Origin of the sequence: Halomonas kalidii (assembly GCF_030010475.1) — a bacterium.
In the GTDB taxonomy this organism is placed as follows: Bacteria; Pseudomonadota; Gammaproteobacteria; order Pseudomonadales; family Halomonadaceae; genus Halomonas; species Halomonas heilongjiangensis.
The window spans coordinates 99,891-124,583 of sequence record NZ_JASCQN010000030.1 but is presented as its reverse complement, the minus strand read 5'-3'; the positions used below and the strand labels follow the sequence as shown (position 1 = coordinate 124,583).

At 62.7% G+C, this 24,693-nt stretch carries 20 protein-coding genes; 11 read left to right on the top strand and 9 right to left on the bottom strand.

The window, feature by feature from the left end; genetic code table 11:
• Nucleotide 1 precedes the first annotated feature (1 nt).
• The 3 genes from QLQ85_RS08305 to QLQ85_RS08295 all read right to left on the bottom strand — a co-directional run bounded on the left by QLQ85_RS08305 (nucleotide 2) and on the right by QLQ85_RS08295 (nucleotide 5,142).
• Complete coding sequence (locus QLQ85_RS08305; RefSeq protein WP_282738561.1) at nucleotides 2-2,851, bottom strand: valine--tRNA ligase; 2,850 nt, start codon at nucleotides 2,849-2,851, stop codon at nucleotides 2-4.
• Between the two features lie 311 nt (nucleotides 2,852-3,162).
• Nucleotides 3,163-3,615, bottom strand: a complete 453-nt coding sequence (locus QLQ85_RS08300) for a DNA polymerase III subunit chi (protein WP_282738560.1) — start codon at nucleotides 3,613-3,615, stop codon at nucleotides 3,163-3,165.
• The gene (locus QLQ85_RS08295) at nucleotides 3,616-5,142 is read right to left on the bottom strand and encodes a leucyl aminopeptidase (protein WP_282738559.1); all 1,527 of its coding nucleotides are present in this window, start codon (nucleotides 5,140-5,142) and stop codon (nucleotides 3,616-3,618) included.
• A 106-nt stretch (nucleotides 5,143-5,248) separates the two neighbouring features.
• Between QLQ85_RS08295 and lptF the strand changes: the two genes are divergently transcribed.
• The 8 genes from lptF (at nucleotide 5,249) to QLQ85_RS08255 (ending at nucleotide 11,679) form a co-directional block, all read left to right on the top strand.
• Nucleotides 5,249-6,331 (top strand): LPS export ABC transporter permease LptF, encoded by a 1,083-nt coding sequence (gene lptF, locus QLQ85_RS08290; RefSeq protein WP_282738558.1) that lies wholly within the window; start codon nucleotides 5,249-5,251, stop codon nucleotides 6,329-6,331.
• Entirely contained in the window at nucleotides 6,328-7,392 is a 1,065-nt protein-coding gene (gene lptG, locus QLQ85_RS08285; RefSeq protein WP_282738557.1) for an LPS export ABC transporter permease LptG, read from the top strand. Before lptF ends, lptG begins: the two co-directional genes overlap by 4 nt.
• Nucleotides 7,393-7,406: 14 nt before the next feature.
• Nucleotides 7,407-7,889: an RDD family protein gene (locus QLQ85_RS08280; protein ID WP_282738556.1), complete on the top strand. Its 483-nt coding sequence runs from the start codon at nucleotides 7,407-7,409 to the stop codon at nucleotides 7,887-7,889.
• A gap of 116 nt (nucleotides 7,890-8,005) precedes the next feature.
• Complete coding sequence (locus tag QLQ85_RS08275) at nucleotides 8,006-8,212, top strand: (2Fe-2S)-binding protein (protein WP_282738555.1); 207 nt, start codon at nucleotides 8,006-8,008, stop codon at nucleotides 8,210-8,212.
• A 211-nt stretch (nucleotides 8,213-8,423) separates the two neighbouring features.
• The gene (gene bfr, locus QLQ85_RS08270) at nucleotides 8,424-8,906 is read left to right on the top strand and encodes a bacterioferritin (RefSeq protein ID WP_282738554.1); all 483 of its coding nucleotides are present in this window, start codon (nucleotides 8,424-8,426) and stop codon (nucleotides 8,904-8,906) included.
• Nucleotides 8,907-9,063: 157 nt separating this feature from the next.
• Nucleotides 9,064-10,113, top strand: a complete 1,050-nt coding sequence (locus tag QLQ85_RS08265) for an ABC transporter substrate-binding protein (RefSeq protein WP_282738553.1) — start codon at nucleotides 9,064-9,066, stop codon at nucleotides 10,111-10,113.
• Nucleotides 10,114-10,115: 2 nt separating this feature from the next.
• Nucleotides 10,116-10,898 carry an ABC transporter ATP-binding protein gene (locus QLQ85_RS08260; RefSeq protein ID WP_282722890.1) on the top strand — a complete coding sequence of 261 codons (783 nt, stop codon included), beginning with the start codon at nucleotides 10,116-10,118 and terminating at the stop codon, nucleotides 10,896-10,898.
• A 13-nt stretch (nucleotides 10,899-10,911) separates the two neighbouring features.
• On the top strand, nucleotides 10,912-11,679 hold the full coding sequence (locus tag QLQ85_RS08255) for an ABC transporter permease (RefSeq protein ID WP_282738552.1): 768 nt from the start codon (nucleotides 10,912-10,914) through the stop codon (nucleotides 11,677-11,679).
• Between the two features lie 33 nt (nucleotides 11,680-11,712).
• Here the strand turns inward: QLQ85_RS08255 and QLQ85_RS08250 are convergent, their stop codons facing one another.
• From QLQ85_RS08250 to QLQ85_RS08230, 5 genes are all read right to left on the bottom strand, one after another.
• The gene (locus QLQ85_RS08250) at nucleotides 11,713-11,937 is read right to left on the bottom strand and encodes a DUF1653 domain-containing protein (RefSeq protein ID WP_102628062.1); all 225 of its coding nucleotides are present in this window, start codon (nucleotides 11,935-11,937) and stop codon (nucleotides 11,713-11,715) included.
• 22 nt (nucleotides 11,938-11,959) lie between these two features.
• Entirely contained in the window at nucleotides 11,960-12,811 is an 852-nt protein-coding gene (gene tcdA / locus QLQ85_RS08245; RefSeq protein WP_282738551.1) for a tRNA cyclic N6-threonylcarbamoyladenosine(37) synthase TcdA, read from the bottom strand.
• A 36-nt stretch (nucleotides 12,812-12,847) separates the two neighbouring features.
• Nucleotides 12,848-13,621 carry a pseudouridine synthase gene (locus QLQ85_RS08240; protein ID WP_282738550.1) on the bottom strand — a complete coding sequence of 258 codons (774 nt, stop codon included), beginning with the start codon at nucleotides 13,619-13,621 and terminating at the stop codon, nucleotides 12,848-12,850.
• 56 nt (nucleotides 13,622-13,677) lie between these two features.
• Nucleotides 13,678-14,859 carry a glycosyltransferase gene (locus QLQ85_RS08235; RefSeq protein ID WP_282738549.1) on the bottom strand — a complete coding sequence of 394 codons (1,182 nt, stop codon included), beginning with the start codon at nucleotides 14,857-14,859 and terminating at the stop codon, nucleotides 13,678-13,680.
• Nucleotides 14,860-14,924: 65 nt separating this feature from the next.
• On the bottom strand, nucleotides 14,925-16,316 hold the full coding sequence (locus tag QLQ85_RS08230; protein ID WP_282738548.1) for a CHAD domain-containing protein: 1,392 nt from the start codon (nucleotides 16,314-16,316) through the stop codon (nucleotides 14,925-14,927).
• A 152-nt stretch (nucleotides 16,317-16,468) separates the two neighbouring features.
• Here QLQ85_RS08230 and QLQ85_RS08225 point away from each other — a divergent pair, with 152 nt between their 5' ends.
• Nucleotides 16,469-16,888, top strand: coding sequence for a SpoIIAA family protein (locus QLQ85_RS08225; protein ID WP_282738547.1), 420 nt, complete (start codon nucleotides 16,469-16,471; stop codon nucleotides 16,886-16,888).
• Between the two features lie 75 nt (nucleotides 16,889-16,963).
• Here QLQ85_RS08225 and QLQ85_RS08220 read toward each other — a convergent pair whose 3' ends face one another.
• Nucleotides 16,964-17,305 (bottom strand): hypothetical protein, encoded by a 342-nt coding sequence (locus QLQ85_RS08220; protein ID WP_282738546.1) that lies wholly within the window; start codon nucleotides 17,303-17,305, stop codon nucleotides 16,964-16,966.
• A 750-nt stretch (nucleotides 17,306-18,055) separates the two neighbouring features.
• Here QLQ85_RS08220 and QLQ85_RS08215 point away from each other — a divergent pair.
• Together QLQ85_RS08215 and QLQ85_RS08210 are read left to right on the top strand one after the other, a co-directional pair.
• Nucleotides 18,056-19,498: a DUF2971 domain-containing protein gene (locus QLQ85_RS08215; protein ID WP_282738545.1), complete on the top strand. Its 1,443-nt coding sequence runs from the start codon at nucleotides 18,056-18,058 to the stop codon at nucleotides 19,496-19,498.
• Between the two features lie 1,087 nt (nucleotides 19,499-20,585).
• A complete protein-coding gene (locus tag QLQ85_RS08210) occupies nucleotides 20,586-24,437 on the top strand; it encodes a hypothetical protein (RefSeq protein ID WP_282738544.1) in 3,852 nt (1,283 codons plus the stop codon).
• Nucleotides 24,438-24,693: the final 256 nt, after the last annotated feature.

Below are 24,693 nucleotides of genomic sequence, written 5' to 3'. Positions count from 1 at the left end.
ATCAGAGCGTGGCGATCTTGTCGCGCTGTTCGACCAGCAGCTTGCGGGTGGCCTGGAAGTCGGCGAGCTTGCCGCGCTCCTTCTCGACCACGGCGTCCGGCGCCTTGGCGACGAAGCTCTCGTTGGAAAGCTTCTTCTCGATGCCGCCGATCAGCTTGTCCTGCTTGTCGATCTCGCGGGCGAGCCGGGCCAGCTCCGCCTCCTTGTCGATCAGGTCGGCCATCGGCACCAGCACTTCCATGTCGCCGACCAGCTGGGTGGCCGAGAGCGGCGCCCGGGCCGGGTCGTCGAGCCAGGAGGCGCTCTCCAGCTTGGCCAGCTTGGCGAGGAACGGGCGGTTGGCCTCGAGGCGCTCGCGGTCGGTGGCGCTGCCCTTGGTCAGCAGCACCTCGAGCGGCTTGCCCGGGGCGATGTTCATCTCGGCGCGGATATTGCGCACGGCGACGATCACCCCCTTGAGCCATTCGATGTCGCGGGTCGCCCGCTCGTCGAGCTTGTCGTCCTCCGGCTGCGGCCAGGGCTCGCTCATGATCGACTCGGAGCCGTCACCACTCGCCTTGCCGGCCAGCGGGGCGACGCGTTGCCAGATCTCCTCGGAGATGTAGGGCATCATCGGGTGGGCCTGGCGCAGGATCGCCTCGAGCACGCGCACCAGGGTGCGGCGGGTGCCGCGCTTGGCGGCGGGGCTGGCGTTGTCGTCCCACAGCACCGGCTTGGAGAGCTCCAGGTACCAGTCGCAGTACTCGTTCCAGACGAACTCGTAGAGCGCCTGGGAGGCGTGGTCGAAGCGGAACTCCTCCATGGCGCGGGTCACCTGGGCCTCGGTCTGCTGCAGGCGCGAGACGATCCAGCGGTCGGCGAGCGACAGCTCGACATCGCCGCCATCCGCTCCACAATCCTGGCCCTCGGCGTTCATCAGCACGTAGCGCGAGGCGTTCCACAGCTTGTTGCAGAAGTTGCGGTAGCCGTCCAGGCGCCCCATGTCGAACTTGATGTCGCGCCCGGTGGTGGCCTGGGAGAGGAAGGTGAAGCGCAGTGCGTCGGTGCCGTGGGGCTCGATGCCCTCGGGGAACTCGTCGCGGGTGGCCTTGGCGATCGCCTTGGCCTTCTGCGGCTGCATCAGGCTGCCGGTGCGCTTCTCGACCAGGTCCTCCAGGCCGATGCCGTCGATCAGGTCGATGGGATCGAGCACGTTGCCCTTGGACTTGGACATCTTCTGGCCCTGGCCGTCGCGCACCAGGCCGTGGACGTAGACCTGCTTGAACGGCACCTCGCCGGTGAACTTCAGGGTCAGCATGATCATCCGCGCAACCCAGAAGAAGATGATGTCGAAGCCGGTGACCAGCACGCTGGAGGGGTGGAAGGTGGCGAGCTCCGGGGTCTCTTCCGGCCAGCCGAGGGTGCCGAAGGTCCACAGGCCCGAGCTGAACCAGGTGTCGAGCACGTCCTCGTCCTGGGTCAGTTCGATCTCGGCGGCGAGGCCGTACTTGTCGCGGGCCTCGGCCTCGGTGCGGGCGACATAGACGTTGCCATCCTCGTCGTACCAGGCGGGAATGCGATGGCCCCACCACAGCTGGCGCGAGATGCACCAGTCCTGGAGGTCGCGCATCCACGAGAAGTACATGTTCTCGTAGTTCTTCGGCACGAACTGGATGTCGCCGTTCTCCACCGCCTCGATGGCCGGCTTGGCCAGGCTCTCCACGGCGACGAACCACTGGTCCGTGAGCAGCGGCTCGATGACGTCGCCGCTGCGGTCGCCGTAGGGCAGGGTGTTGTTGACCGTCTCGACCCGCTCGAGCAGGCCGGCGGCCTCCATGTCGGCGACGATCCGCTGGCGCGCCGCGAAGCGGTCGAGCCCGGCGTAGGCCTGGGGCAGGCTTAAGTCGATCTCGGGCAGCGGGCGGCCCTGGATGTCGAAGGCCTCGGCGCTCTCGAGGATTGCGGCGTCCTGGGTGAAGACGTTGATCAGCGGCAGGCCCTGGCGGCGCCCGACCTCGTAGTCGTTGAAGTCGTGGGCCGGGGTGACCTTCACGCAGCCCGAGCCCTTGTCCATATCGGCGTGCTCGTCGGCGACGATGGGAATCCGGCGACCCACCAGCGGCAGGATGACGTCCTTGCCGACCAGCGAAGCGTAGCGCGGGTCCTCGGGGTTGACCGCCACGCCGGTGTCGCCGAGCAGGGTCTCGGGGCGGGTGGTGGCGACGACCAGGTGGTCGAGCCCGGCGTCGGTGGTCACGCCGTCGGCCAGCGGATAGCGGAAGTGCCAGAACTGGCCCTGCTGGTCGCGGTTCTCCACCTCCAGGTCGGAGATCGCGGTGTGCAGGGTCGGGTCCCAGTTGACCAGGCGCTTGCCGCGGTAGATCAGGTCCTCTTCATAGAGGCGCACGAAGACGTCCTGCACCGCCTTGTAGAAGCCGTCGTCCATGGTGAAGCGTTCGCGGCTCCAGTCGACGCTGGCCCCCATGCGCCGCAGCTGGCGGGTGATATGGCCGCCGGACTCGTGCTTCCACTCCCAGACCTTGTCGATGAACGCCTCGCGCCCGAGGTCGTGGCGGCTCTTGCCCTCCTCGGCGGCGACCTTGCGCTCCACCAGCATCTGGGTGGCGATGCCGGCGTGGTCGGTGCCCACCTGCCACAGGGTGTTGTGGCCCTGCATGCGCCGCCAGCGAATCAGCGTATCCATGATGGTGTCCTGGAACGCGTGGCCCATGTGCAGGCTGCCGGTGACGTTGGGTGGCGGGATCATGATCGAGTAGGGCTCGCCCTCGCCCGAGGGGGCGAAGCGACCGTCGGCCTCCCAGCGCTCGTACCAGCGGGATTCGATCTGCTCGGGTTGGTAGGTCTTGTCCATGGGGCGTTCCAGGTCGAAAAGGGTTTGGCGCCGACGGGCAGGCGATGCCGCCACCACGTCACCGGAGGGGCGCGGGAAAAATGGGCCCGATTATAGCCCGATGGGGCCTTGATCGTCAGCTCGACTGACCATGCACTCGAACGAAGCGGAAGGGTGAGGGGCGCCGGGGGCAGGTCGAAGAGGAGGTCATTCGTCAGGGATGACGAATGTAGCGCCCAGGGACGGGTTTACAGCGCCTCCTCGTCGGTCCGGCGCTCCGGGGCCTGCCCCCGGCGGTACAGGCAGTCTCCTGCATCCCTGGGAAAAGGCGATCATCCCTTCAACTGATGCGCCTTCACCGGATACCCCCGCTGCTTGTAGGTCTGCCAGCATTCGCGCTTGGCGGTCAGCACCTCCTGGTGCTGGTTGATGATCTCGGCGACCCGCTCGAAGCGCGAGAACCACTCGGGGATGCCCGGGTGCAGGTTGAGCATGGCCTGCACCCCGGCGTCCGGCGCCGGCGGGCCCTCCCAGCCGATGGTCACCGGCACCTCCTGCCCCTGCTCGCTGCCGAGCAGGGTACTGTCCACGAGGGCGTGGGGCAGGTAGGCGTCGGGACGGAAGGTCCACAGCCGGTCGTCGAGGTCCCGGGCCATGGCCTCGTCCTCGGCGTGCAGGTGCAGCCGATAGCCCTTGCCGGCGATGGTCTCGGCCAGCCGGCAGGCGAAGCCGAGACGCGCCTCCAGGGTGGTGTCGGGGAGGATGTAGAAGTCGATGCGGGTCATCTACAGCTCGTTACCGTTCTCCACGCTGCGGGCCTCTTCCTCGCGGTCGAGCAGGTACTGGGTGAGCAGGCCCACCGGGCGGCCGCTGGCCCCCTTCTGCTTGCCGGAGATCCAGGCGGTGCCGGCGATGTCGAGGTGTGCCCAGGGGAACTTGTCGGCGAAGCGCGAGAGGAAACAGGCGGCGGTGATGGTCCCCGCGGGCCGACCGCCGATGTTGGCCAGGTCGGCGAAATTGGACTCGAGCTGCTCCTGGTACTCGTCCCACAGCGGCAGGTGCCAGGCGCGGTCCCAGGCGGTCTCGCCGGCGTCGAGCAGGTCCAGCGCCAGGTCGTCGTCGTTGGAGAGCAGGCCGGTGGCGTGGTGGCCCAGGGCGATGATCGCGGCGCCGGTGAGAGTGGCGATGTCGACCACGCTGGCCGGTTCGAAGCGCTCGGAATAGGTCAGGGCGTCGCACAGCACCAGGCGGCCCTCGGCGTCGGTGTTGAGCACCTCCACCGACAGGCCCTTGAGGGTCTTGATGATGTCGCCGGGCTTGGTGGCACGGCCGTCGGGCATGTTCTCGGCGGCGGCGACGATGCCCACCAGGTTGAGCTTCGGCTTGATGGCGAGTATCGCCTTGACGGTACCGAACACGCTCGCGGCACCGCACATGTCGAACTTCATCTCGTCCATGGCCTCGCCGGGCTTGAGCGAGATGCCGCCGGTGTCGAAGGTGATGCCCTTGCCCACCAGCACATGGGGGGCCTCGTCGGGGCTCTCGGCGCCCTGGTAGCGCATCACGATCAGCCGCGAGGGTTGATCGCTGCCGCGCCCCACGGAGAGCAGGCTGAGGGCCCCCAGGCGCTCGAGCGCCTCCTCGTCGAGGATCTCCACGGAGAGCGCGCCGTCGGAGGCCTTGCCCAGGGCCTCGGCCTGCTCGGCCAGGTAGCGCGGGGTGCAGACATTGCCCGGCAGGTTGCCCAGGGTGCGGGTGTAGGCGACGCCTTCGCCCACCGCCTTGCCGATGCGGGCGCCCTCGCGGGCCGCGTCGGCGTCGCCGTTCTCGCTGACCTGCAGGGTGATGCGCTCGAGCCTGGGCGGCGGCGCCGGCTCCGACTTGAACTCGGTGAAGCGGTAGACCGCGCGCTGGGCGGCCTCGGCCACCATGCGGGCCTTCCAGTCGCAGGCGCGGTCGGGCAGCGGCACGTCGGTGAAGGCCACGGCAGCGTCATCGACCGGCAACCCGGCCAGGGCGGCGAAGGCGGCGTCCAGGGCCTTGCGGAAGGCGCCCTCCCGGCACTTGTCCCGGTTGCCCAGCCCGACCAGCAGCAGGCGTTCGGCGCTTACGCCGGGGGCGAAGGGGATCAGCTGCACATTACCCAGCTTGGGGTCGAAATCGCCGCGCTCGATCACCTGACCGATCAGCCGCTCGCTGGCGTCGTCGAGCTTGGCGGCGGTGGGCAGCAGGTCGCCATCCTTGAACACCGGTACCACGATGCAGGCCGTCTCGGTCTTGACGGGATTGCCCGTCTGAACTGGGAATTCCATGGTGTCTCCACAAGACAAGCGTAGGGGGATTCTGGATAATGCCGGCACTCGGCCGTGTCACGCCAGTGTACCCAAGGCATGGCCCGAATGCATGGAAGGCGGCTGCATGATCATCTTTCGTTACCTGACCCGCGAGATCCTGCTCACCATGGCCGCGGTGGCCGGCGTGTTGTTGCTCGTCATCATGGGGAGCCGCTTCATCCGCTACTTCACCACTGCCGCCGAGGGAGAGATCCCGGTGAGCATCCTCGGCACCCTGATGCTGTTCCATCTGCCGGGCTTTCTCGAACTGATCCTGCCGCTGGCCTTCTTCCTCGGCATCCTGCTGGCCTATGGCCAGCTCTATCTCAACAGCGAGATCACCGTGCTGGTGGCCTGTGGCACCAGCCCCAACCGGCTGTTGCAGGTGAGCCTGGTGCCGGCCGCCCTGGTGGCGCTCCTGGTCGGGCTGTGCAGCCTCTGGCTGACACCGGCGGGCGCCCTGCACAATGCGGTGCTGCTCGAGGAGCAGCGCAGTCAGCTGGACTTCTCGGCGCTGGCGCCCGGGCGCTTCCAGGACTTCGGCGGCGGCCGTACCGCCTACACCGAGGGACTCACCGACGGCCAGACGCGCATGGAGAACGTCTTTATCAGTGAGCGCCAGCGACGCCGCGACGGTACCCCGGAGAGCGTGGTCACCCGTGCCGCGAGCGGTTACCAGACCGTCGACCCGGATACCGGCAGTCGCTTCCTGGTACTGGCCGACGGCGAGCGTTACAGCGTCGAACCCGGGCGCTCCGAGGCCGAGCGGCTGGAGTTCGACACCTATGCGGTGCGGCTCTCCCAGGCCGACGAGATGCGCGAGCTCGATGCGCCGGAGTACGCGAGTACGGCGGCCCTGTTCGCCGACGATTCGCTGCGCGCCAGGGCCCAGCTGCAGTGGCGGCTCGGCCTGCCGCCCATGGTCTTCATCCTCACCCTGCTGGCCATGCCGCTCTCCCGGGTCAACCCCCGCCAGGGCCGCTTCGCCAAGCTGTTGCCGGCGATCTTCCTGCACGTCGCCTACCTGAGCCTGCTGCTGGCGGCCCTGGACGCCATCGGGCGTGGGGCGCTACCGGCGGCGGTGGGGATGTGGCCGATCCATGCCGCCTTCCTGGTGCTCGGCCTGGCGATGACGGCCCATGCCCAGCGCAAGGGGATGAGTGGATGATCGCCGACCGCTTCGACCGTTACCTGGCCCGCAACGTCCTGGCCGCCATCGTCGTGGTGCAGGTGGTGCTGCTCGGCCTCGACCTGGTGATCACCTACATCAACGAGCTGGAGGACGTGGAGGGGGGCTACGGCGCCTTCCAGGTGCTGCTCTACCTGCTGCTGCGCCTGCCCTGGCGCTTCTACCAGTATGCCCCGGTGGGGGTGCTGATCGGTGCCCTGATCGGCCTGGGCAGCATGGCCTCGAGCAACGAACTCACGGTGATGCGTGCCGCGGGGCGTTCGTTGGCCCGTATCCTCTGGGGGGTGATGAAACCGATCATCCTGGTGGTGGTGCTGCTGCTGTTCATTGCCGAGTACGTCAGCCCGCGCACCGAACAGTTCGCCAGCGCCTGGCGCCTGGAGCAGATGCAGGGGGAGGGCGCGGTGCTCACCGAGCGCGGCGGCTGGCAGCGCGAGGGCGACAGCTTCTATCGCTTCGGCGCCATCCGCGCCGACGATACCGTGCTCGACCTGACCCGTTACCGCTTCGAGGGCCGGGTGCTGAACCAGGCCACCACCGCCGAGCGGGCGACCTGGCAGGGGGACGGCTGGGTGCTCGAGCAGGTCGAGGTGACCCGTTTCGGGGAGGAGCGCACCGAGGTGGAACATCATGACACCCTGGAGTGGGAGACCAGCCTGACCCCCGAGCAGCTCGGCCGCCTGCTGCGGGACATCGACAGCCAGTCGCCCAGCGAACTGTGGGCCTATGCCCGCTATCTCCGGGCCCAGGGGCTTCAGGCCACCGAGCCGCTGCTCTACTTCTGGCAGAAGATGCTGATGCCCCTGACCATGGCCTCGCTGGTGCTGGTGGCGGCCTCCTTCGTGTTCGGCCCGCTGCGCAGCGTGGCCGCCGGCACGCGGGTCTTCTACGGCGTGATCACCGGCCTGACCTTCAAGTACCTGCAGGACCTGCTGGCGCCGGCCTCCACGGTGTTCGGCTTCTCCCCGGCCTGGGCGGTGCTGGCGCCGACCCTGATCTGCGCCGGGGTAGGGTTCTATCTGCTGCGACGAACCGGGTGAGGGCCCTCCATCCCATGCAACGACGCTTCGGCAATCTCGACGACACCTGGCCGGCCGGCCTGGGCCGGCGGTTGGGGGCGATGCTCTACGACAGCTTTCTGGTGGCGGCGATCTGGCTGCTGGTCACGACCCTGCACCTGGTCGTCGTGAGGCTGGTGCTGGGTCTGCCGGCCGAGCAGGTGGGGGCCGGCCTGGGGCAGGTGATCAGCCTGAGGCTGCTGCTGCTGACCAGTGCCTTCGCCTTCTTCGCCTTCTTCTGGGTACGCGGTGGCATGACGCTCGGCATGCAGGCCTGGCGGCTGCGGGTGCAGACCCTCGACGGGCGCTCCATCACCCTGGCCCAGAGCCTGGTGCGCTTCCTGGTGGGCGGCCTGTCACTGGCCGCCTTCGGGCTGGGCTATCTCTGGATCCTCTTCGACGCCGAGCGGCGCAGCTGGTCGGACATCGCCTCCGGGACCCGGGTCGTGGTGCTGCCCAGGCCCCAGCGGCGTCGCTGAGGCAACCTCGTTCTCATCCTTAGGTCGAATGAGAATGAATTTCTTCTTCCTATGCTTGCGATAGGCTATGCGAATCATTTACATTCATCGATGTAATCAGAGTCGAGGTGATGTCGATGTACGTGTGTCTTTGCAAGGGCGTGACTGACCACAGGATCCGCCAGGCGGTCGAGGAAGGGGCGCGCAGCTGGCGCGAGGTGCAGCGTGAAACCGGCTGCGGCACCCAGTGTGGCAAGTGCGCCTGCGTGGGCAAGACCATCACCCGCGACGCCGTGATGAGCGAGATGGCGAATTCCTCCGCCGACCTGGCCTACGCGGTCTGATTGCTTCCCGGCTTCCCCGACCTCGCCGCGCGGCGAAACGTCAATCGCTATCATTCTTGTTGATTCTCTCCCAACTCTTTGTCGCCATTGGACTTTTTGGGCATCGTGGCCAATACTGCTGATGGTTGCAGCGGGCTGGTGTGTTCGCACGATACACGCCACGCGCCGCCACGCCCCTGACACCTGACCGCGACGACGAGGGAGAGATACGATGAAAGGCGACAAGAAGGTCATCGAGCACCTGAACAAGGCCCTCGGCAATGAGCTGGTGGCCATCAATCAGTATTTCCTGCACGCCAAGATGTACAAGGACTGGGGCCTCAAGGCGCTGGCCAAGTGGGAGTACGACGAGTCCATCGAAGAGATGAATCACGCCGACAAGCTGATCGAGCGCATCCTCTTCCTCGAGGGCATCCCCAATCTCCAGGACCTGGGCAAGCTGCAGATCGGCGAGAATACCCGCGAGATGCTGGAATGCGACCTGAAGCTCGAGCATGCAGGCCGCAAGGACTATATCGAGGCGATCAAGCACTGCGAGAAGGTCCAGGACTACGTCTCCCGCGACCTGCTCCGCGATATCCTCGCGGACGAAGAGGAGCATATCGATCATATCGAGACCGAACTCGGCCTGATCGACAAGGTCGGCCTCGAGAACTACCTGCAGACCCAGATGCAGGAAGCCGGCGACGAGTGATCGCCGTTGCCTTGACTCCCCGATCGACGACTGCCGGCGCCCCTGTGGCGCCGGCTTGCGTTGATGGCCCGCCTCCCGCCGGGGCTGGGTGACCCTCGCCAGTGTTCTAAGCTGGTTGAGAACCATCACCACCATACCCGCGTGCGAGGACCCTTCCATGACTCCTTATCGTCCATACCTCCGTGGCCTGGCGGCCCTCCTGACGGGGGTGATCCTGGGCGGAGCGACACTCGTCCAGGCCGACGAGACCCGCATCCGCTTCCAGCTCGACTGGCGCTTCGAGGGGCCCTCTGCCCCCTTCCTGATGGCGGTGGAGCGCGGCTACTTCGCCGAGGAGGGGCTCGACGTGCAGGTGGATTCCGGCAGCGGCTCCGCCGGGGCCATCAACCGGGTCGCCTCAGGCGCCTACGAGATGGGCTTCGGTGATCTCAACGCCCTGGTGGAATTCCTCGCCGAGAACCCGGAGGCGCCCGGCATCCAGGGCGTCTACGTGGTCTACGACGGCACACCGGCGTCGGTCTTCGCGCGCAAGGACCGCGGCATCGAGTCGCCCTCGGACCTCGCCGGCAAGACGCTGGCCGCCCCCGCCTTCGACACCGGCTACCGCGCCTGGGGCATCTTCGCCGCCGCCAACGATCTCGACGCCGACGCCGTCGAGTGGCAGAACGTCGACCCGGCCCTGCGCGAGACGCTGCTGGTGCGCGGCGACGTGGATGCCATCACCGGCTTCTACTTCACCAGCCTGCTCAACCTGGAGGGGCGCGGGCTGGGCGAGGAGGAGCTCACCATCCTGCCGTTCCCCGACCACGGCGTGCCGCTCTACGGCAACGCCATCGTCGCCAGCGAGGCCTTCTCCGAGGAGCACCCCGAGGCCGTCGAGGGCTTCCTGCGCGCCTTCAACCGGGCGCTGAAGGAGACCCTCGCCGACCCGGACGGCGCCATCGACTACGTCTACCAGCGAGATGGGCTGATCGACGTGGAACTCGAGACCCGGCGACTCAGGCTCGCCATCGACAGCGTGATCGACACCGAGGACGCCCGCGCCAACGGTGCCGGCGCCGTGGACGACGAGCGGCTCGCCAACGCCATTCAACTGGTGGCCGATGCCTACGGGCTGGCCTCGATCCCCGAGCCCGAACAGGTCTTCACCTCGCGCTTCCTGCCTCCCCGGGAGGAGCGGATGATCTTCCCCGGGCAGGGAGACTAGGCATGGGGGAGCCCTTCGTCGCCTTCGACCAGGTGAGCCTGGCCTATGACGATACCGGCAACGCCATCGAGGAGATCAGCCTGACCATCGAGGAGGGCGAGTTCGTCGCCTTCGTCGGCCCCTCGGGTTGCGGCAAGTCGACCTTCATGAAGCTGTGCACCGGCCTGCATGCGCCGACCGTGGGCAGCGTGCGGGTCGACGGTGCACCGGTGGGCGGGCCGCTGAAGATCTCCGGTATGGCCTTCCAGAACGCCAACCTGCTGCCCTGGCGCACCACCCTCGACAACGTGCTGCTGCCGCTGGAGATCGTCAGGCCGTACCGCAGCCAGTTCCGCCGGCGCCGTGCGGAGTTCGTCGGCTGGGCCCGCGACCTGCTGCGCACCGTGGGGCTCGAGGGCTACGAGGACCAGTACCCCTGGCAGCTCTCCGGCGGCATGCAGCAGCGCGCCTCGATCTGCCGGGCGCTGATCCACCGGCCCCGTCTCTTGATGCTCGACGAGCCCTTCGCCGCCCTGGACGCCTTCACCCGCGAGGAGCTGTGGTGCGTGCTGCGCGACCTCTGGGAGGCCCAGCGCTTCACCGTGGTGCTGGTCACCCACGACCTGCGCGAGGCGGCCTTCCTGGCCGACACCGTCTACGTGATGAGCCGCCGGCCGGGGCGCATCATCGAACGGCGCGAGATCGACCTGCCGCGTCCGCGGGAGCTGGCGACGACCTACGAGGAACCCTTCACCGGCCTGGTGCAGGCACTGCGCGCGCGGATCGGCGAGATCCGCAGCCGCTGAACGAGGAGGCGACATGGCAATGAGCGAGGAGACCCGCGAGCGCCTCGCGCCCTGGGTGGCGGTGGCGATCCTGGTGGTGATCTGGGAAGCCACGATACGCCTGCTCGAGGTGCCGGAGTTCATCTTCCCCGGCGCCTGGGCCACCGCCCAGGCGCTGGTGACCTTCGCCGGCCCCATCGGCATGCACTCCTGGCAGACCTTCTGGACCACCATGGCCGGCTTCGGCATCGGCGTGGCGGTGGGGCTGGCGCTGGGCTTCATCATCGGCTCGTCGCGCTTTCTCTACCACGCCTGCTACCCGCTGCTGGTGGGCTTCAACGCCATCCCCAAGGTGGCCTTCGTGCCGATCCTGGTGGTGTGGTTCGGCATCGGCTCGGTGCCGGCGATCCTCACCGCCTTCCTGATCTGCTTCTTCCCCATCGTGGTCAACGTGGCCACCGGCCTGGCGACCCTGGAACCGGAGCTCGAGGACGTGCTGCGGGTGCTCGGCGCCCGGCGCTTCGACGTGCTGCTCAAGGTCGGGCTGCCGCGCTCGCTGCCCTACTTCTTCGCCTCGCTGAAGGTGGCCATCACCCTGGCCTTCGTCGGCACCGTGGTCTCCGAGACCGTGGCCTCCAACCAGGGCATCGGCTACCTGATGATGAGCGCCGGCTCGCAGATGCGCATGGCGCTGGTGTTCGCCGGGCTGATCGTGATCAGCGCCATGGCCATGGTGATGTACGAGCTGTTCGCGCTACTCGAGAAGCGCATGACCGGCTGGGCCCACCGCGGGCAGCGGTAGGCTTTCGTCCGCAAAGTCGGCGAGCGATGGTATCTAGAAGGCCTTCTCGAGCTCGAAGCGTGGCACCGGTTCGCCCTGTACCTCGACGGTCTCGGTAAACATCTCCAGCGGCCTCACCCAGAGGCCGTACTCGCCGTAGAGGGCGCGGTAGACCACCAGCGGCTCCTCGGTCTCGCTGTGGTGGGCGACGCCGAGCACCTCGTAGTGGTTGCCCTTGTAGTGGCTGTAGATGCCGGGGACGGGAAGCGGATGGGTCATCTCGGGCTCCAGGGGCTGAGGATCAGGACGCGGGGGCGGCCGCGGCGGCCGATTTCGCCAGCCGGGCCAGCACCCGCGAGGCGGCGACGAAGCCGAAGCTGCCGGTGACGAAGGTGGCGGCACCGAAGCCCGAGGCGCAGTCGAGCCGGGTCGCCTCGCCGTGCCCGGGCTTCTGCAGGCACACCTCGCCGTCGGCACTCGGATAGACCAGCTGCTCGTCAGAGTAGACGCATTCCACCGAGAAGCGCCGCTTCGGATTGCGCGAGAAGCCGAAGTCGCGGCGCAGCCGCGCACGCACCTTGGCCAGCAGCGGGTCGTGTTCGGTGCGGGCCAGGTCCGCCACCCGGATGCGGGTCGGGTCGGTCTGGCCCCCGGCCGCACCGGTCACCGTGACCGGCAGCTTGCGCCGCTTGCACCAGGCGATCAAGGCGGCCTTGGCGACCACGCTGTCGATGGCGTCGACCACGTGGTCGGCATCTTCGGGAATCCGCTCGGGCAGGTTGGTCGGGGTGACGAAGGCGGTGTCGTCGACCACCTCGATGTCCGGCTGGATGGCCCGGCAACGCTCGGCCAGCACCTCCACCTTGGGGCGGCCGATGGTGCCGTCCAGGGCATGCAGCTGGCGGTTGACGTTGGAGACGCAGACGTCGTCGAGGTCGATCAGCGTCAGCTTGCCGATGCCGGAGCGCGCCAGGGCCTCCACCGTCCAGCTGCCCACGCCGCCCACGCCGACCACCACCACGTGGGCGTCGCGGAAGCGCGCGAAGGCGCGGGCGCCGTAGAGCCGGCGAATGCCGCCGAAGCGCAGGGCATGATCGTCCGTGGCGACGTCGCGGGGATCGATGGCGGTGGACGCGAAGGGAAAGTCGGTCATGGCGGTTCGTTTCGGTCGCGGATGGGGGAAGCGAGGTCAGCTCGCGGGTTCGAGATCGGCACGGGGCCGGGTCAGGCGCACGCTGTCCGGCGGCAGGTGACCGGCCCAGCCGAAGCGCCGGAAGAGCGCCGTCATGCCGGCATCCAGGGCACCGCTCAACTCGAGGCGGTGCTCCTCGACGGGATGATCGAAGGCCAGGCCCACGGCGGCGAGCAGCAGGCGGGGACTGTCGAGGCGCTCGGCGAAGAAGCGGTTGTGATTGCCCTTGCCGTGCTTGGCGTCGCCGATGATCGGGTAGCCCCGGTGTGACAGGTGGCGGCGGATCTGGTGGCGCCGGCCGGTGCGCGGTCGCGCCTCCATCAGCGAATAGCGGCTGCGCGGGTAGCGGTCGACCTGCACCGGCAGCTCCACGCTGTCCAGGCGCCTCACCTCGGTCAGCGCCGCGAGCGCCGGCATCTCGGCCTTGGGGCGGCTGCCGTCCTCCTCGCGCAGGGGATAGTCGAGCCACTCGTGCTCGGGGCCGAGGCCGCGCACCACCGCCAGGTAGCGCTTCGCCACCCGGCGTTCGGCAAAGGCCTCGGCCAGCGGTGTGGCGATCTCCGGCGAGAGGGCGAATACCATGATCCCCGAGGTGGGGCGATCCAGCCGGTGGACCGGATAGACCCGCCGGCCGAGCTGGTCACGCAGCCGCTGCAGCAGGAACGCGCGCTCGCCCCGCGCCAGGGCGGTGCGGTGCACCAGCAGGCCCGCCGGCTTGTGCACGACGACCAGGTGGTCGTCCTGGTGAAGTATTGTCAGCGGTGGCGCCATCATGGTTCCGGCCGGTGGGGCGAGGCTGGCCATTGTCGCCGTACCGGGCGACGCTGTCACCCATGGTCGGGCAGCGGGTCGAGCAGGCAGGGGGCATGATGCCGGTAGAACGCCAGCAGTTCGCCGGCCTTGGCGTCCTCATCCCAGCCGCTGGCATAGAGCTGGGCGCGGTGGGCCAGTTCGGTGTGCAGCGCCGCGTCCCCCAGCAGCCGGTTCACCTGGGCGGCGAAGTCGTCAAGGGTCTCCTCGGCGATCAAACAGCCTTCGCCTTCCCGAAGCACGTCCCGGGTGCCCATCACCGCCGTTGAAACGACCGGGGTGCCCAGCGCCAGGGCCTCCAGCAGCACCAGTCCCTGGGTCTCGGTGCGCGAGGCGAAAACGAAGGCGTCGGCGGCGCGATAGGCGGCCTGCAAGGGACCATCGCGGCCCAGGTAGCCGAGAAACAGCACCGCCCCAGCCACGCCGGCATCCCGAGCCCGGCGGGCCAGGTCGGCCTGGGCCGGGCCCTCGCCGGTGACGATCAGCCGCGTGGTGGGGTGCCGGGCCAGCACCCGGGGCAGCAGGTCGATCAGGAAACCGATGTTCTTCTCATGGGCCGTGCGGCCGACGAACAGCAGTAGCCGAGCATCGGCGGGCAGGTCGTAGCGGGTGCGAAAGTCGTTTTCCTCATGGGAATGACGGAAGCTCTCCAGCGCCAGGCCGGTACCGATCACCGATATCGGCGTCGTCACGCCGTAGTGGGTGAGCGCCTCCTGCATGGCTCGGGACGGTGCCACCAGGGCTTTCACCTGGTGGCACTGGCGTACCGAGAGGCGTCGGGCGGCGAAGCGCAGCCAGCCCCGCGGCAACCAGTGCACGTAGTGGTGCAGGTACTCCTCGAACAGCGTGTGGTAGGTGGCCACCACCGGAATGCCCAGCCGGTCGCCCAGGGCGATGCCGGCATAGTGGGCCACGAAGGGGGTATGGATATGGATCAGGTCGAAGGCGTCGTCGGCGAGCAGCGGAGTGAGGGCCAGCACCTCGCGATAGTGCATCATGCGATCCTCGGGGTCGCCCGGCACTCCGCGCGAGCGGATGCGCAGGACCGCGGGCTCGTCCACCTGGCCCACCGGGTAGTCGGGGCAGATCAGGGTGACCGAGTGGCCGCGGCGCTCCAGGGCGCCGCGAAAGCTGGCGATGGAGGTGGACACCCCGTTGACGCGCGGGAAGTAGACGTCCGAGAGCATCAGGATCTTCATGGCCGGGCCCTGGCTGGCGAGGTTCCGCCATCCTGGGGCAGGAGCGTGACGCGGCGGTGACAGTCTCAGGCGGGAGCGGGCTGGGCGTTGCTGCCCTCGGTCAGCGGCGAGAGGGCCAGGATGGCCTGCCGGAGCGTTGCCTTGCGCTCGTCAAGCCGAGTGCGCCAGTGCTGCAGCGCTTGCCGGGATGTTTCCGGTAGTGCCTGGCCCGGTTCCGCGTCGGTGAAGGCGTCGAGCCAGTCGAGTTGGCTGCAGAGATCCTGGAAGTCGCCGAGCCGTTCCTGGTGCGCCTTGAGGCCCTCGAGCAGCCGGCGGTGGCGCTCCGGCGACAGCTCCGCCAGGTAGCGGAGGCGCTTCACCCGTTTGCGCAACTTGTGCAGCGCGGCATCCGGGGAGGCGTCGGTCAGCGAGACCAACTGGGCATCGTGCCGGGCCAGGCGCTCCCGCAGCACCCGGTCGAGCTGCCGCTCCTGCAGGCCCGACAGCGCCTTGGCGAAGCCCTTGGAGGCGATGGCGTCACGCCACGCCAGCATGTCCCGGGCGTAGGCGCGGCGCTGCAGTTGATGGCAGAGCTCCCGGCGGGCCTCCCTGGCGCGCTCGTGGAGCCAGGCGACCAGCGGCGTGAGGGCGGGACCGGCCTCCGGCGGCGGTTGGCGGGTCAGGCGTTCCAGGAACACCTCCAGGTCGCGCAGCTCGCCGGTGGCCCGGGCGCGTCGCTTGAGCCCCTTGAGGGCCCGGCCGAGCCTCGGGATCTCGATGATGGCCAGCAGCGTCTCGGCCAGCGCCCGGCTGCGGCGCAGGTTGACCCGGTACTGGTGCAGGAACTCGGGGTCATGCCCGGCGGCCACCCCCGGCTCCAGCGCCCGGATCATGCGGTACTGGTGCTCGAGCTGGTTGATGATGCGATGCCGGGTCCCCAGGTCATCGAGCCGCGGTGGCTCCGGCGCCCTGCCCTGGAAGAGGATGTGGCTCGCGTCCCTGGGCGAGAGAGTGTGGATAATCTCTCCCTGGTGACGGCCCAGCTCTCGCCAGGTGGCGATGGGCAGGGTGATATGCAACAGGCCGCCGGTGGGTAGACGCTTCGGCGCCTGGGCGCTCAGCCGCTGGGCGAGCGCCAGCAGGGCCGGATTGTGGCCGATCAGCGTCAGATGATCGGTATCGAGATCGGCGGCTCTGAGCCATCGGCGCAATGGCTTCTCCTCGAAGGTGTAGAGCGCCTCGTGATAGTGGGCCCGGCCGGCCAGGCCGAGTTCGGGCAGGGTGGCATCCAGACCCAACAGCGTCTGGCGCGCGCGCAGGGCGGTGCTGACATGGATCTCGCCGGTGAAGGCGCCCAGGCGCTGCAGCGGCTCCGCCATGGCGGCCACCTGGCGCTGGCCGCGGCCGCTCAGCGGACGTTCGTGGTCGACATCGGCCCGCTTCGCGCGGGCATGTCGGATCAGGTAGAGATGCTTCATGGGCACCTCGCGATCATGGCTCATTCATCCCGATGGTATACCGATGCTAGCGCGACAAGATGACGGTGTCGTGACCGGCAGGGTGGTAGCGACGCGCTATGCTGGAAGCTAGCGAGGCGCCCCGTTCCTCCCATGATCCAAGGAGAACGTCCATGTTGGAATTCATTTCCCATCCGGCGGACCATGTCGTGGCGATGAAGGCAGGCGGCGTCGTGACGGCGCGGGAGCTGCAGCGCGCCATCGATGCCATCGAGGCCGCCAAGAAGGCGCATCCGACAATCAGCATGGTGGCCGAGATCGACGACCTGCGCTGGATGACGCTGACCGCCTTGATGAAAGATATCGGTTATGGCCTGACCCAGCTCGGCGACCTCCAGCACTACTACCGTGCCGCGGTGATCACCGACAGGGAATGGGTCAAGCATCTCGCCCATCTGGAAGAAAGGCTGTTCAGGGCCCTGGAGATTCGCACCTTCCCCAAGCGCGAGCGCTCTGCCGCCATGGCCTGGGCCGGCGAATTGCCCAGGGGCGCCCACGAGGAACCCGAAGAGGACGGCTATCACGGCGCCTGAGCGTTTCCTGCAGACCGAGCGTGCCATGGAGGGGCACCAACCGCTCCGCGGGCTAGAGGATGCCTCGGGGCGTCGTTACCGGCGCCTGGGTAGATGCCGCTGGAGCTGGTGCGTCCAGTTCCCCCCAGAGTGGCGTCGACAGGCCGCCTCGTTGTCGAACCCCACCCACCTGGCCGCGTCATCCACCCTGAGCCCGGCCTCGAACAGCGCCTGCCGCGACCACGCCAGCCACTGCGCCGGCGAGCGCACTGCCTCGGCCATCGCCTCCGACGTGTCGAACACCCAGACGATACAGGGCGTCCCGGCCTCGGTATCCACATGGGTCACCCAGGCGAAGCCAGGCACCTCCTGCTTCGCCTGCTCGCACGCCGCGGTCAGCGACCGGATCAACTTGCGCTCCTGATAGTGCCTCGCCACTCGCCTCTCCCTCGCTACCGATAACTCATGGGCCACCGCCCCGGAGAGGATACGGGACTCATCTCCCGGCTTCAGCCCGCTGCGCATCCCCGGCCAAGAACCCGATACACGGACCCGCGGCCGCCTGGCCCAGGAACTGACCATCGAGCCCTGGCACGCCCTACCCGAACACGGCTCCCTCGGCCAACAGAGCCGCTTCCGCAGCAGATTGACGACGAGACCTCGCGGGTGGGGCAGCGCCTAGACGGCGAGGAGCATTCCCAGCCACGAGGTATGAGAAAACTCAAGATTCGAGAGGGCAAGCCGAAGAAATCTTTAGTAGGCTGAGTGTTACTGGATGTGATCAGGCGGGTTTTCAATGTCGCCATTAGGCGACATTTTAGGCCGCAGTGCCAAGGGGGCGGCGTCAAGCGGGACTGCCTGGCGGTAGCGTGCCCGCAGATCGGAAAATCCATACCGGAGCGGGGTTCCGGTCAGTAGGACTTCTCGGGAGGGAGCTTGCGACCGGCAGATATCGACCCTAAGCGGCCGGTCCGGAAAATGCAGCCAGCCCGTTCATTGATGTTCTGCAGCCGGAATGATGATTGGTGTTATGCTGCCGAGCTAAACTTAATATTCAGGTATTTCAATAGGTTGGTCCATGGATGACGCGCTAGATAACATTGTTGAACGTGCCAACGCGTTCAAGTCAATAAACGTGCTGGCTGTCTAATACCTGTTACACCCCTGTTATATATAGAGCCTCTTCATATGAGCAATGAGTTTTACAGATTCAGACGCATTAGTAGTTTGATAGGTGAGTTTAAAGAGCTAGAAAACCAAAGTATTTATTTTGCGGAGCCAGACTCACTAAATGATCCTATGGAAGGGTTCCGAGATATGTTCTGGAGTGGTGACTATATAGTCTGGAAAAATCTATTTCGGCATTACCTTCTATGTCTTGAAAGGCTGTGTTCGTTATTGTTAATTTCGGGCGAAGAGCATCCCATATCTAAAGATGACATGCCGGTGTTCTCTGGCGAAGATGATTTCCCAACCCCGATATATAGGGAACTATTTAGCAATATAACGGATAGTTTTTTCGACAATGAGGGCCTTTCAGCTCTTATCAAATCTATATCTGATCGAACAACACCCGTTCGTAGAGATGAACTCTTTTTCTACCTCAGCAATGTACATGGCTTTGCACTTGAAACTATTTACAAAGCATATGAAACAAAAGGGCTAATACCAAAGAGAGAAAGCAAGAATATTGATGCTGACAAGGCTATAACTGATTTAATTTCTAAAGATTTCATTGGGGTTCTTGAGAAGGGGCTACGCGAAAGTTACGGAGATGAAAATATAGTCAGTGTAGTGTTTTCGGCACAGAAGCGTACCCACTCTCAGATGGATTTAATATATCGTCATAACGGCAATATTGATAATGATAGGAAGCATAGAAATCTAGTAATTGTAGAGTTCTCTGAAGAATATATCTCTCAACTAGAAAGGTTGGTTTTTCCTGAGTGGTATACTGCCTGCTTTATGTCTCAGTGTAAAAGCTCATCAGTGTGGGGGCATTATGGAGACAATCACTCTGGTGCATGTTTGATTTTCAGTTCTGAAATAATAGATGGAAAACCATTTTTAAGTTTAAAGGGTAGAAATGGATATAGCTCAACATCAGGTCCAGCATATGGATTCAGTAACAGGATGTTTTACCCAGTTGACTACATAAAGGGTTACGGTGAAATTGATTTCTTTCGAATGCTTGGCCGCCTCCCTATCCCAAAACTTAATTCTATGTGGTACTCCTTAGATGGCGAAATAAGCGAATGTGCAGATGATATGGTTAGCTCCGAAGAGCAATGGAGAGAGAATTATTGGAAGAACTTTTATCGTGACATAACCATAAAATCCAAAGATTGGTCTTATGAAAACGAACATAGACTAATTCTGTCTAGCTCGTTAGATAGCTTCTCAGATCCCAAGGATAGGTCTCTTAACTATGATTTCAAGTCTTTAAAGGGAATTATATTTGGCATCAAAACGAAAACAGAAGATAAGCTAAAGATTATAGAAATAATAGAAAAGAAGTGCAGTGAAACTGGTAGAGATGATTTTAAATTTTATCAAGCTCATTATTCGCCCGATGAAAAATGTATCACCCATTCTGAAATGAGTCTGCTTAAATTTACAAAACAGATGTAACAAGTTGCTGCACTCGGAAAAATTACTCGCTGCGCTCCCAATTTTCCGGTGAGCAAGGCGTTACATCAGCTCTCTCTGAAGGACCGCTTTTGGCCGAACGAGGAATTTTAGTCTATGTTGATGGATGACTTCCGACCCAATGCGGTCCTGCCGGCAAGCAGCAGGTTTGTTTGTCCGCGTGAGGGTGTGGCAACCCTTTCTGGATTGATCAATAGTGCCTATAAAGGAGAAAACCATGGGAATTAAACCAGGTCCAAAAAGAACTGCTAAATCAACTGGTAAGCCAGACAGGCGTCAACGGGACAACAAAAACACCCCAGGAAATACGCCATCACTTAAGCCTCACAAGCACAAGAAAGGTGATTAGCGAAGGGATATTTTTACCTAACAAGGCCAGCCAGAGGGATGTGGACTTCCCCCACTTCAGTAGACACGCATCGCTAACCGCTGTGGAGGTGAACGATGCCGGCCATGAACACTTGTGTCACCCTTCAGTAACTGGCGCAGATAGGGTTAAAAGTGAAATATTTTTGGTGTACCAAGCGAAAATCGTCAGCACCAAACTGCCGTCAGAACTCAATACTTAATCAGAGTATTATCGCCTATTGCGAAGCTGTAAAAAGGAGAAGGTTAATGGCTCCGCTCTCTGCTTGGGTCATCTGTATGAAACCGGTGCATGAAGCCAATGCAATTAACTCGTTACTCCAGCCCGTTCCGGCCCTCGTGGGTCTCCACCGGACGATCTTTTCTTCGCTTCGCTACGCAAAGGCAGCCACTGAACATTGGCATTATTTAAATCCATGCTGAAGGTCCGCTCTTGGCCGAATGAGGAATGTTAGTCTATGCTGATGAATGACCTTTCGACGGCTGACGACCCACACCTGCCGGTCGTGCCAGATACAGCGAGCAGTGCTGATTTGCGATCGCTCGCTACATCAGCGAACAAAACTGGCCGCAGAGTCAAAACATTTGTTCTCCCGAATAAACTCTAGTGGCAACCGTTTACAACAAGCGTTTCCGCGGGCAATATTGTTCATGTCGGCTGGATTATTGGAAAAAGAATAGAATGTTGTACTGAGGTGAGATCGTGGCAATCTTTGACATTGAGAAAGACGAATTACTCCGGCTGTCCGATACCCAGCTAGAAGAGTTGATTGCTCGCCTCGCCGAGGCCGAAGTGGCAGCGCATGGCCATAGCCCTGCATGGGTAAGCTGGTCAGGTTCAATCAATGCTCCTGACGAAGGAATTGATATCCACGTTCAGGTCCCAGTCGGTACATTGAGCACCGGATTTATTGAAAGACCTGATACGATTCTTCAGGCCAAGAAACACCCGATGCCAAAAGGTGCGATCACGCAGGAAATGGTCATCGACGGTGAACTGTCGGCGACAATCTCAGCGCAGGCATCGAAGGGGGCCGGCTACATTATCGTTAGCTTGGCTGATGATTGTTCGCCGCCGAACAAGAAGAAGCGTCTTAAGGCAATGCGAGAAGCTGTGAAGGATGATCCCAACAGCGGCAATATTCACCTAGACTTCTATGACCGCTCGAAGCTGATTCAATGGCTGCGTCAGCATCCGTCGGTTATGCTGTGGACAAAAGGAAAGCTCGGTCAGGGCTACTCCGGTTGGCAGCCATACGGGGCTTGGAGCAATCCACCTCAAGATGTCGACGATACGCTGATTTCGGCCCCAGGCGTGACGGTCATGCTGCCATCAGGGAAGGGCCAGAAGCTCAGTATTGAAGATGCCATTGAACCGATGCGTGACCTCATAAGGTCTACGGTCAAGGCCGTTCGTATAACGGGCTTATCCGGCGTAGGGAAGACCAGGATCGTGCAGGCACTCTTTGATGAAACGGTCGGCAAAAATGCTCTTGATCGGACTCTAGCTGTGTACGTCGATACTGGTGCTGAGCCGGATCCTTCAGCAGCAGCGATGCTGGACAGACTTATCGCTGAGGGCCGACATGCCGTCATGATCCTCGATAATTGCCCGTCAGAACTTCACTCTGCACTGGCCAGAAAAGTATCAGCTGCAGGCAGTGAGGTAAGCCTCATCACCGTTGAGTACGACATCAGGGATGACAAGCCTCAGACAACTGAGGTAATCCACATTGAAGCAGTTGGGCCGGAGGTGGCCGAGCAGCTTCTGATCCGTCGGTTCCCCGGGATCGGCCAGCACAACGCCCGCCGGATAGCAGAGTTCGCTGATGGGAACGCGAGGGTTTCCCTAGCAATCGCCGAGAGAGTGGAGGAAGGTGAGAGTTTGGCTCAGCTTTCTGACGCGCAGTTGTTTAACCGCTTGTTTGAGCAGCGTAATCATCCGGACGACGATCTGCGGCAACAGGCTGAAATACTGTCTCTGGTATATTCGTTCTCGGTCTCAAACCCTGAGGTCGGTCACAGCGAGTTAGAAGTTCTAGGCTCGATCTTGGCGCATTCCCGGAGCCAATTGTTTCGATCAGTCAAGAAACTGTTGGACCGTCATGTTGTGCAGAAGAGGGCACATTGGAGGGCCATCCTGCCCCATGCCATTGCGAACAAGCTGGCTGCCTCGGCACTTGATGGTGTCCCGGTTGATCAACTCAGGGCGACCTTTGAAGCCTCCGGTCGTCAACGCTTGCTATTGTCGTTCGCACACAGGCTGGGGCTATTACACGATCACCCCGTGGCGAAAGAGATAGTTGAGGCTTGGCTCCAGCCAGATGGGCTGCTGGGGCGGATATTAGCACTGGAGGAAATGCCAGCACGAATGCTGGGCTATATCGGCCCGGTCGCGCCTGAAGCACTGCTCGACAGGATTGAAGCAGAGCTTGCCGCGCCTGATTTTGGGGGTATGGAGCCGCGTCACAATCCACAGCGGACAACCATTCTCAATCTTTTGCAGTTGTTGGCATACGAAGCGGGTGCTTTCGACCGCTGCATCCGGCTACTAATCCGAGTGGCGGACTACGAAGATGAGAACAACAACTACGACGCGGTTCGAGATAAGATTACGAAGTTTTTCCAGGCGTACCTGTCGGGCACACATGCCTCTCTAAATCAGCGCATTGGGATCATGAATGAATGCCTTTCGTCAGACGTGGTTGGACGTAGGTCGCTGGGTTTCAGAATGCTCTCGACTGCCCTGGATGGGCCACCGTGGACAGGATTCGGGATGAATGAGTTTGGTGCTCGCCCAAGAGACTTCGGGTTCCAACCCAACCACGATGAACTTGTGGAGTGGCGCTGCGCCTTTATCGACGTTGCGGTGCGATTGGGAACCTCTGGCGATCCTGATCTTGAAGGCCCTGCACGGCTGACCCTTGCGAACGAATTTCGAGGGATGTGGCATCACAAAGCAATGAGGGAGAAACTCGTCGATGCGGCTCGCAAGCTACATGCTTATCACCCTTGGGGCGAAGGTTGGAAAGCCGTCCGATCAACGATTTATTTCGACCATACCAAGCGAAAAGACAAGGATGATTTCGAGCCGCTGCCAGATAACCTTGCCGGATTGGAGAGGGAGTTGGAGCCCGAGGGCTTGGTTCCGAAAATATTGACATACGTGCTAAACAAGGGGCACGACTATTGGGCGATAGACGCCGATTTTGATCATGAGGACACCAACAAGTATCACGAAGCTGAGAAGCGACTTGAAGCCAAGGCGCTCCGATTAGGTGAGGACTTCGCAGCATCAGACCATGAGCTCGACGAGTTGGGTCCTAACCTTTTCTCCAACGACTGGATGCCATATTGTACTGCATTCGGAAGAGGCTTGGCGAAGGGGGCACATGACTTGCGAGTTGGTTGGCAGCAACTCTTCGATCAACTTGAAAATAAGCCTGAAGCCAACAAGAACTTCGCAGTCTTTGGCGGTTTCATCGAAGAGGCTGACTCTGTTGATCTGGCACTAGCACAGGAGCTACTCGACCAGTGCGCACAGCACCCTGAACTTCGACATGTATTGGTCGGCTTGCACCCAAGGCGGGAGTTCACAGAAACCGACCTAGATCGCTGCATGGCGCTTCTGGATGATCCTGACACACGTCCGTGGATGTATGGTCCAATTTTATGGCGTGACGGGTATGCTAATTTGTCCAGTGACCGTGTTCTCGATCTTGCTCAGCGGCTCCTGAGTATACCTAACGGCGATGATGTGGTTTTGGATGCTCTAAGCATGAAGCTACATGGCAAAGATGACGCTGTAGATATACTTGGTTCCGACCTTCGACGGGTCGGGATAAGAGCAGCGGTCCAGAGGCTCCCAAGAGATCGCAGAGACCCCGGAGGGTCTAGGGATTATCACATGGAGCGCGTCATCAGTGTCGCATTGCGCTTTGACGGCAACGATGCCGAAAAGCTGGAGTGGCTGGACACTATCTTTGCTGTTATTGATGAGCAGTATGGCTTCATTCATGCGTTCGAAAGTGCTATCGAGACGACTATCGCTTTGATGCCAGAGGCGTTTCTCAATCGCGTTTTTGAGGGCACTGAAAAAGAACAACAGAGACGGCTGTTCTTTATTCTCCATGGTAGCTTGCGTCGCTCTCCTCTCGCCAAAATCGATATGGACGTTTTGATTGGGTGGTGCCGTTCCAGAAACGATACTAGCGTATGGGCGCCTGTCGCGGCGGGTATCAGTCTTTGGTCAAAGGATGGGGATCAGGGGGCAGTTACGATGTCGGAGTCAGCGATCAGGTTGCTGGAAGCTGCTCCTGAGCCAGAAGCCGTCCTGGAGGCATTCGCCGAGCGCGTCACACCTTCATCTTGGTCTGGTAGCCGATCTAACGTGATGCAACCTAGAGCGGATGCCATTGGTGTGTTGGTTGAACATGAGAGCGAGGAGATCGCTGTGACTGCTAAATCGGTGTCTGCAAAACTGGTTAAGTGGATCGAGCATGAGAGAGTGAGTGAACAGCGGGAGGATGAGGAGCGCGAACAGCGGTTTGAATGAAAGTAACTCTATCTGAACTTCGCTGTTCCAATCCCGAGAATGCCGTGACTTGTATAAATGTCAGTAATGAAAAGCTGCGCTGTAGCATCAGTTGAATTATTTATTATTAGAGATCTTCTGGCGCACAACCATTTAATAAAGATTTCATGCAAATGGGATAGGGCTGAAATTATGAAAAAGGACGGCTCGGCTAGAGTTAGTTCAGGGGGTGGGAAATTTTCAGGAAATGTGTGCATAGATACAGAAACACATTGAT

Bases quoted from the DNA above. Each gene is read 5' to 3' on its own strand.
- QLQ85_RS08305 (WP_282738561.1), bottom strand. From the start codon at position 2,851: ATGGACAAGACCTACCAACCCGAGCAGATCGAATCCCGCTGGTACGAG.
- QLQ85_RS08300 (WP_282738560.1), bottom strand. From the start codon at position 3,615: ATGACCCGCATCGACTTCTACATCCTCCCCGACACCACCCTGGAGGCG.
- QLQ85_RS08295 (WP_282738559.1), bottom strand. From the start codon at position 5,142: ATGGAATTCCCAGTTCAGACGGGCAATCCCGTCAAGACCGAGACGGCC.
- lptF (WP_282738558.1), top strand. From the start codon at position 5,249: ATGATCATCTTTCGTTACCTGACCCGCGAGATCCTGCTCACCATGGCC.
- lptG (WP_282738557.1), top strand. From the start codon at position 6,328: ATGATCGCCGACCGCTTCGACCGTTACCTGGCCCGCAACGTCCTGGCC.
- QLQ85_RS08280 (WP_282738556.1), top strand. From the start codon at position 7,407: ATGCAACGACGCTTCGGCAATCTCGACGACACCTGGCCGGCCGGCCTG.
- QLQ85_RS08275 (WP_282738555.1), top strand. From the start codon at position 8,006: ATGTACGTGTGTCTTTGCAAGGGCGTGACTGACCACAGGATCCGCCAG.
- bfr (WP_282738554.1), top strand. From the start codon at position 8,424: ATGAAAGGCGACAAGAAGGTCATCGAGCACCTGAACAAGGCCCTCGGC.
- QLQ85_RS08265 (WP_282738553.1), top strand. From the start codon at position 9,064: ATGACTCCTTATCGTCCATACCTCCGTGGCCTGGCGGCCCTCCTGACG.
- QLQ85_RS08260 (WP_282722890.1), top strand. From the start codon at position 10,116: ATGGGGGAGCCCTTCGTCGCCTTCGACCAGGTGAGCCTGGCCTATGAC.
- QLQ85_RS08255 (WP_282738552.1), top strand. From the start codon at position 10,912: ATGGCAATGAGCGAGGAGACCCGCGAGCGCCTCGCGCCCTGGGTGGCG.
- QLQ85_RS08250 (WP_102628062.1), bottom strand. From the start codon at position 11,937: ATGACCCATCCGCTTCCCGTCCCCGGCATCTACAGCCACTACAAGGGC.
- tcdA (WP_282738551.1), bottom strand. From the start codon at position 12,811: ATGACCGACTTTCCCTTCGCGTCCACCGCCATCGATCCCCGCGACGTC.
- QLQ85_RS08240 (WP_282738550.1), bottom strand. From the start codon at position 13,621: ATGGCGCCACCGCTGACAATACTTCACCAGGACGACCACCTGGTCGTC.
- QLQ85_RS08235 (WP_282738549.1), bottom strand. From the start codon at position 14,859: ATGAAGATCCTGATGCTCTCGGACGTCTACTTCCCGCGCGTCAACGGG.
- QLQ85_RS08230 (WP_282738548.1), bottom strand. From the start codon at position 16,316: ATGAAGCATCTCTACCTGATCCGACATGCCCGCGCGAAGCGGGCCGAT.
- QLQ85_RS08225 (WP_282738547.1), top strand. From the start codon at position 16,469: ATGTTGGAATTCATTTCCCATCCGGCGGACCATGTCGTGGCGATGAAG.
- QLQ85_RS08215 (WP_282738545.1), top strand. From the start codon at position 18,056: ATGAGCAATGAGTTTTACAGATTCAGACGCATTAGTAGTTTGATAGGT.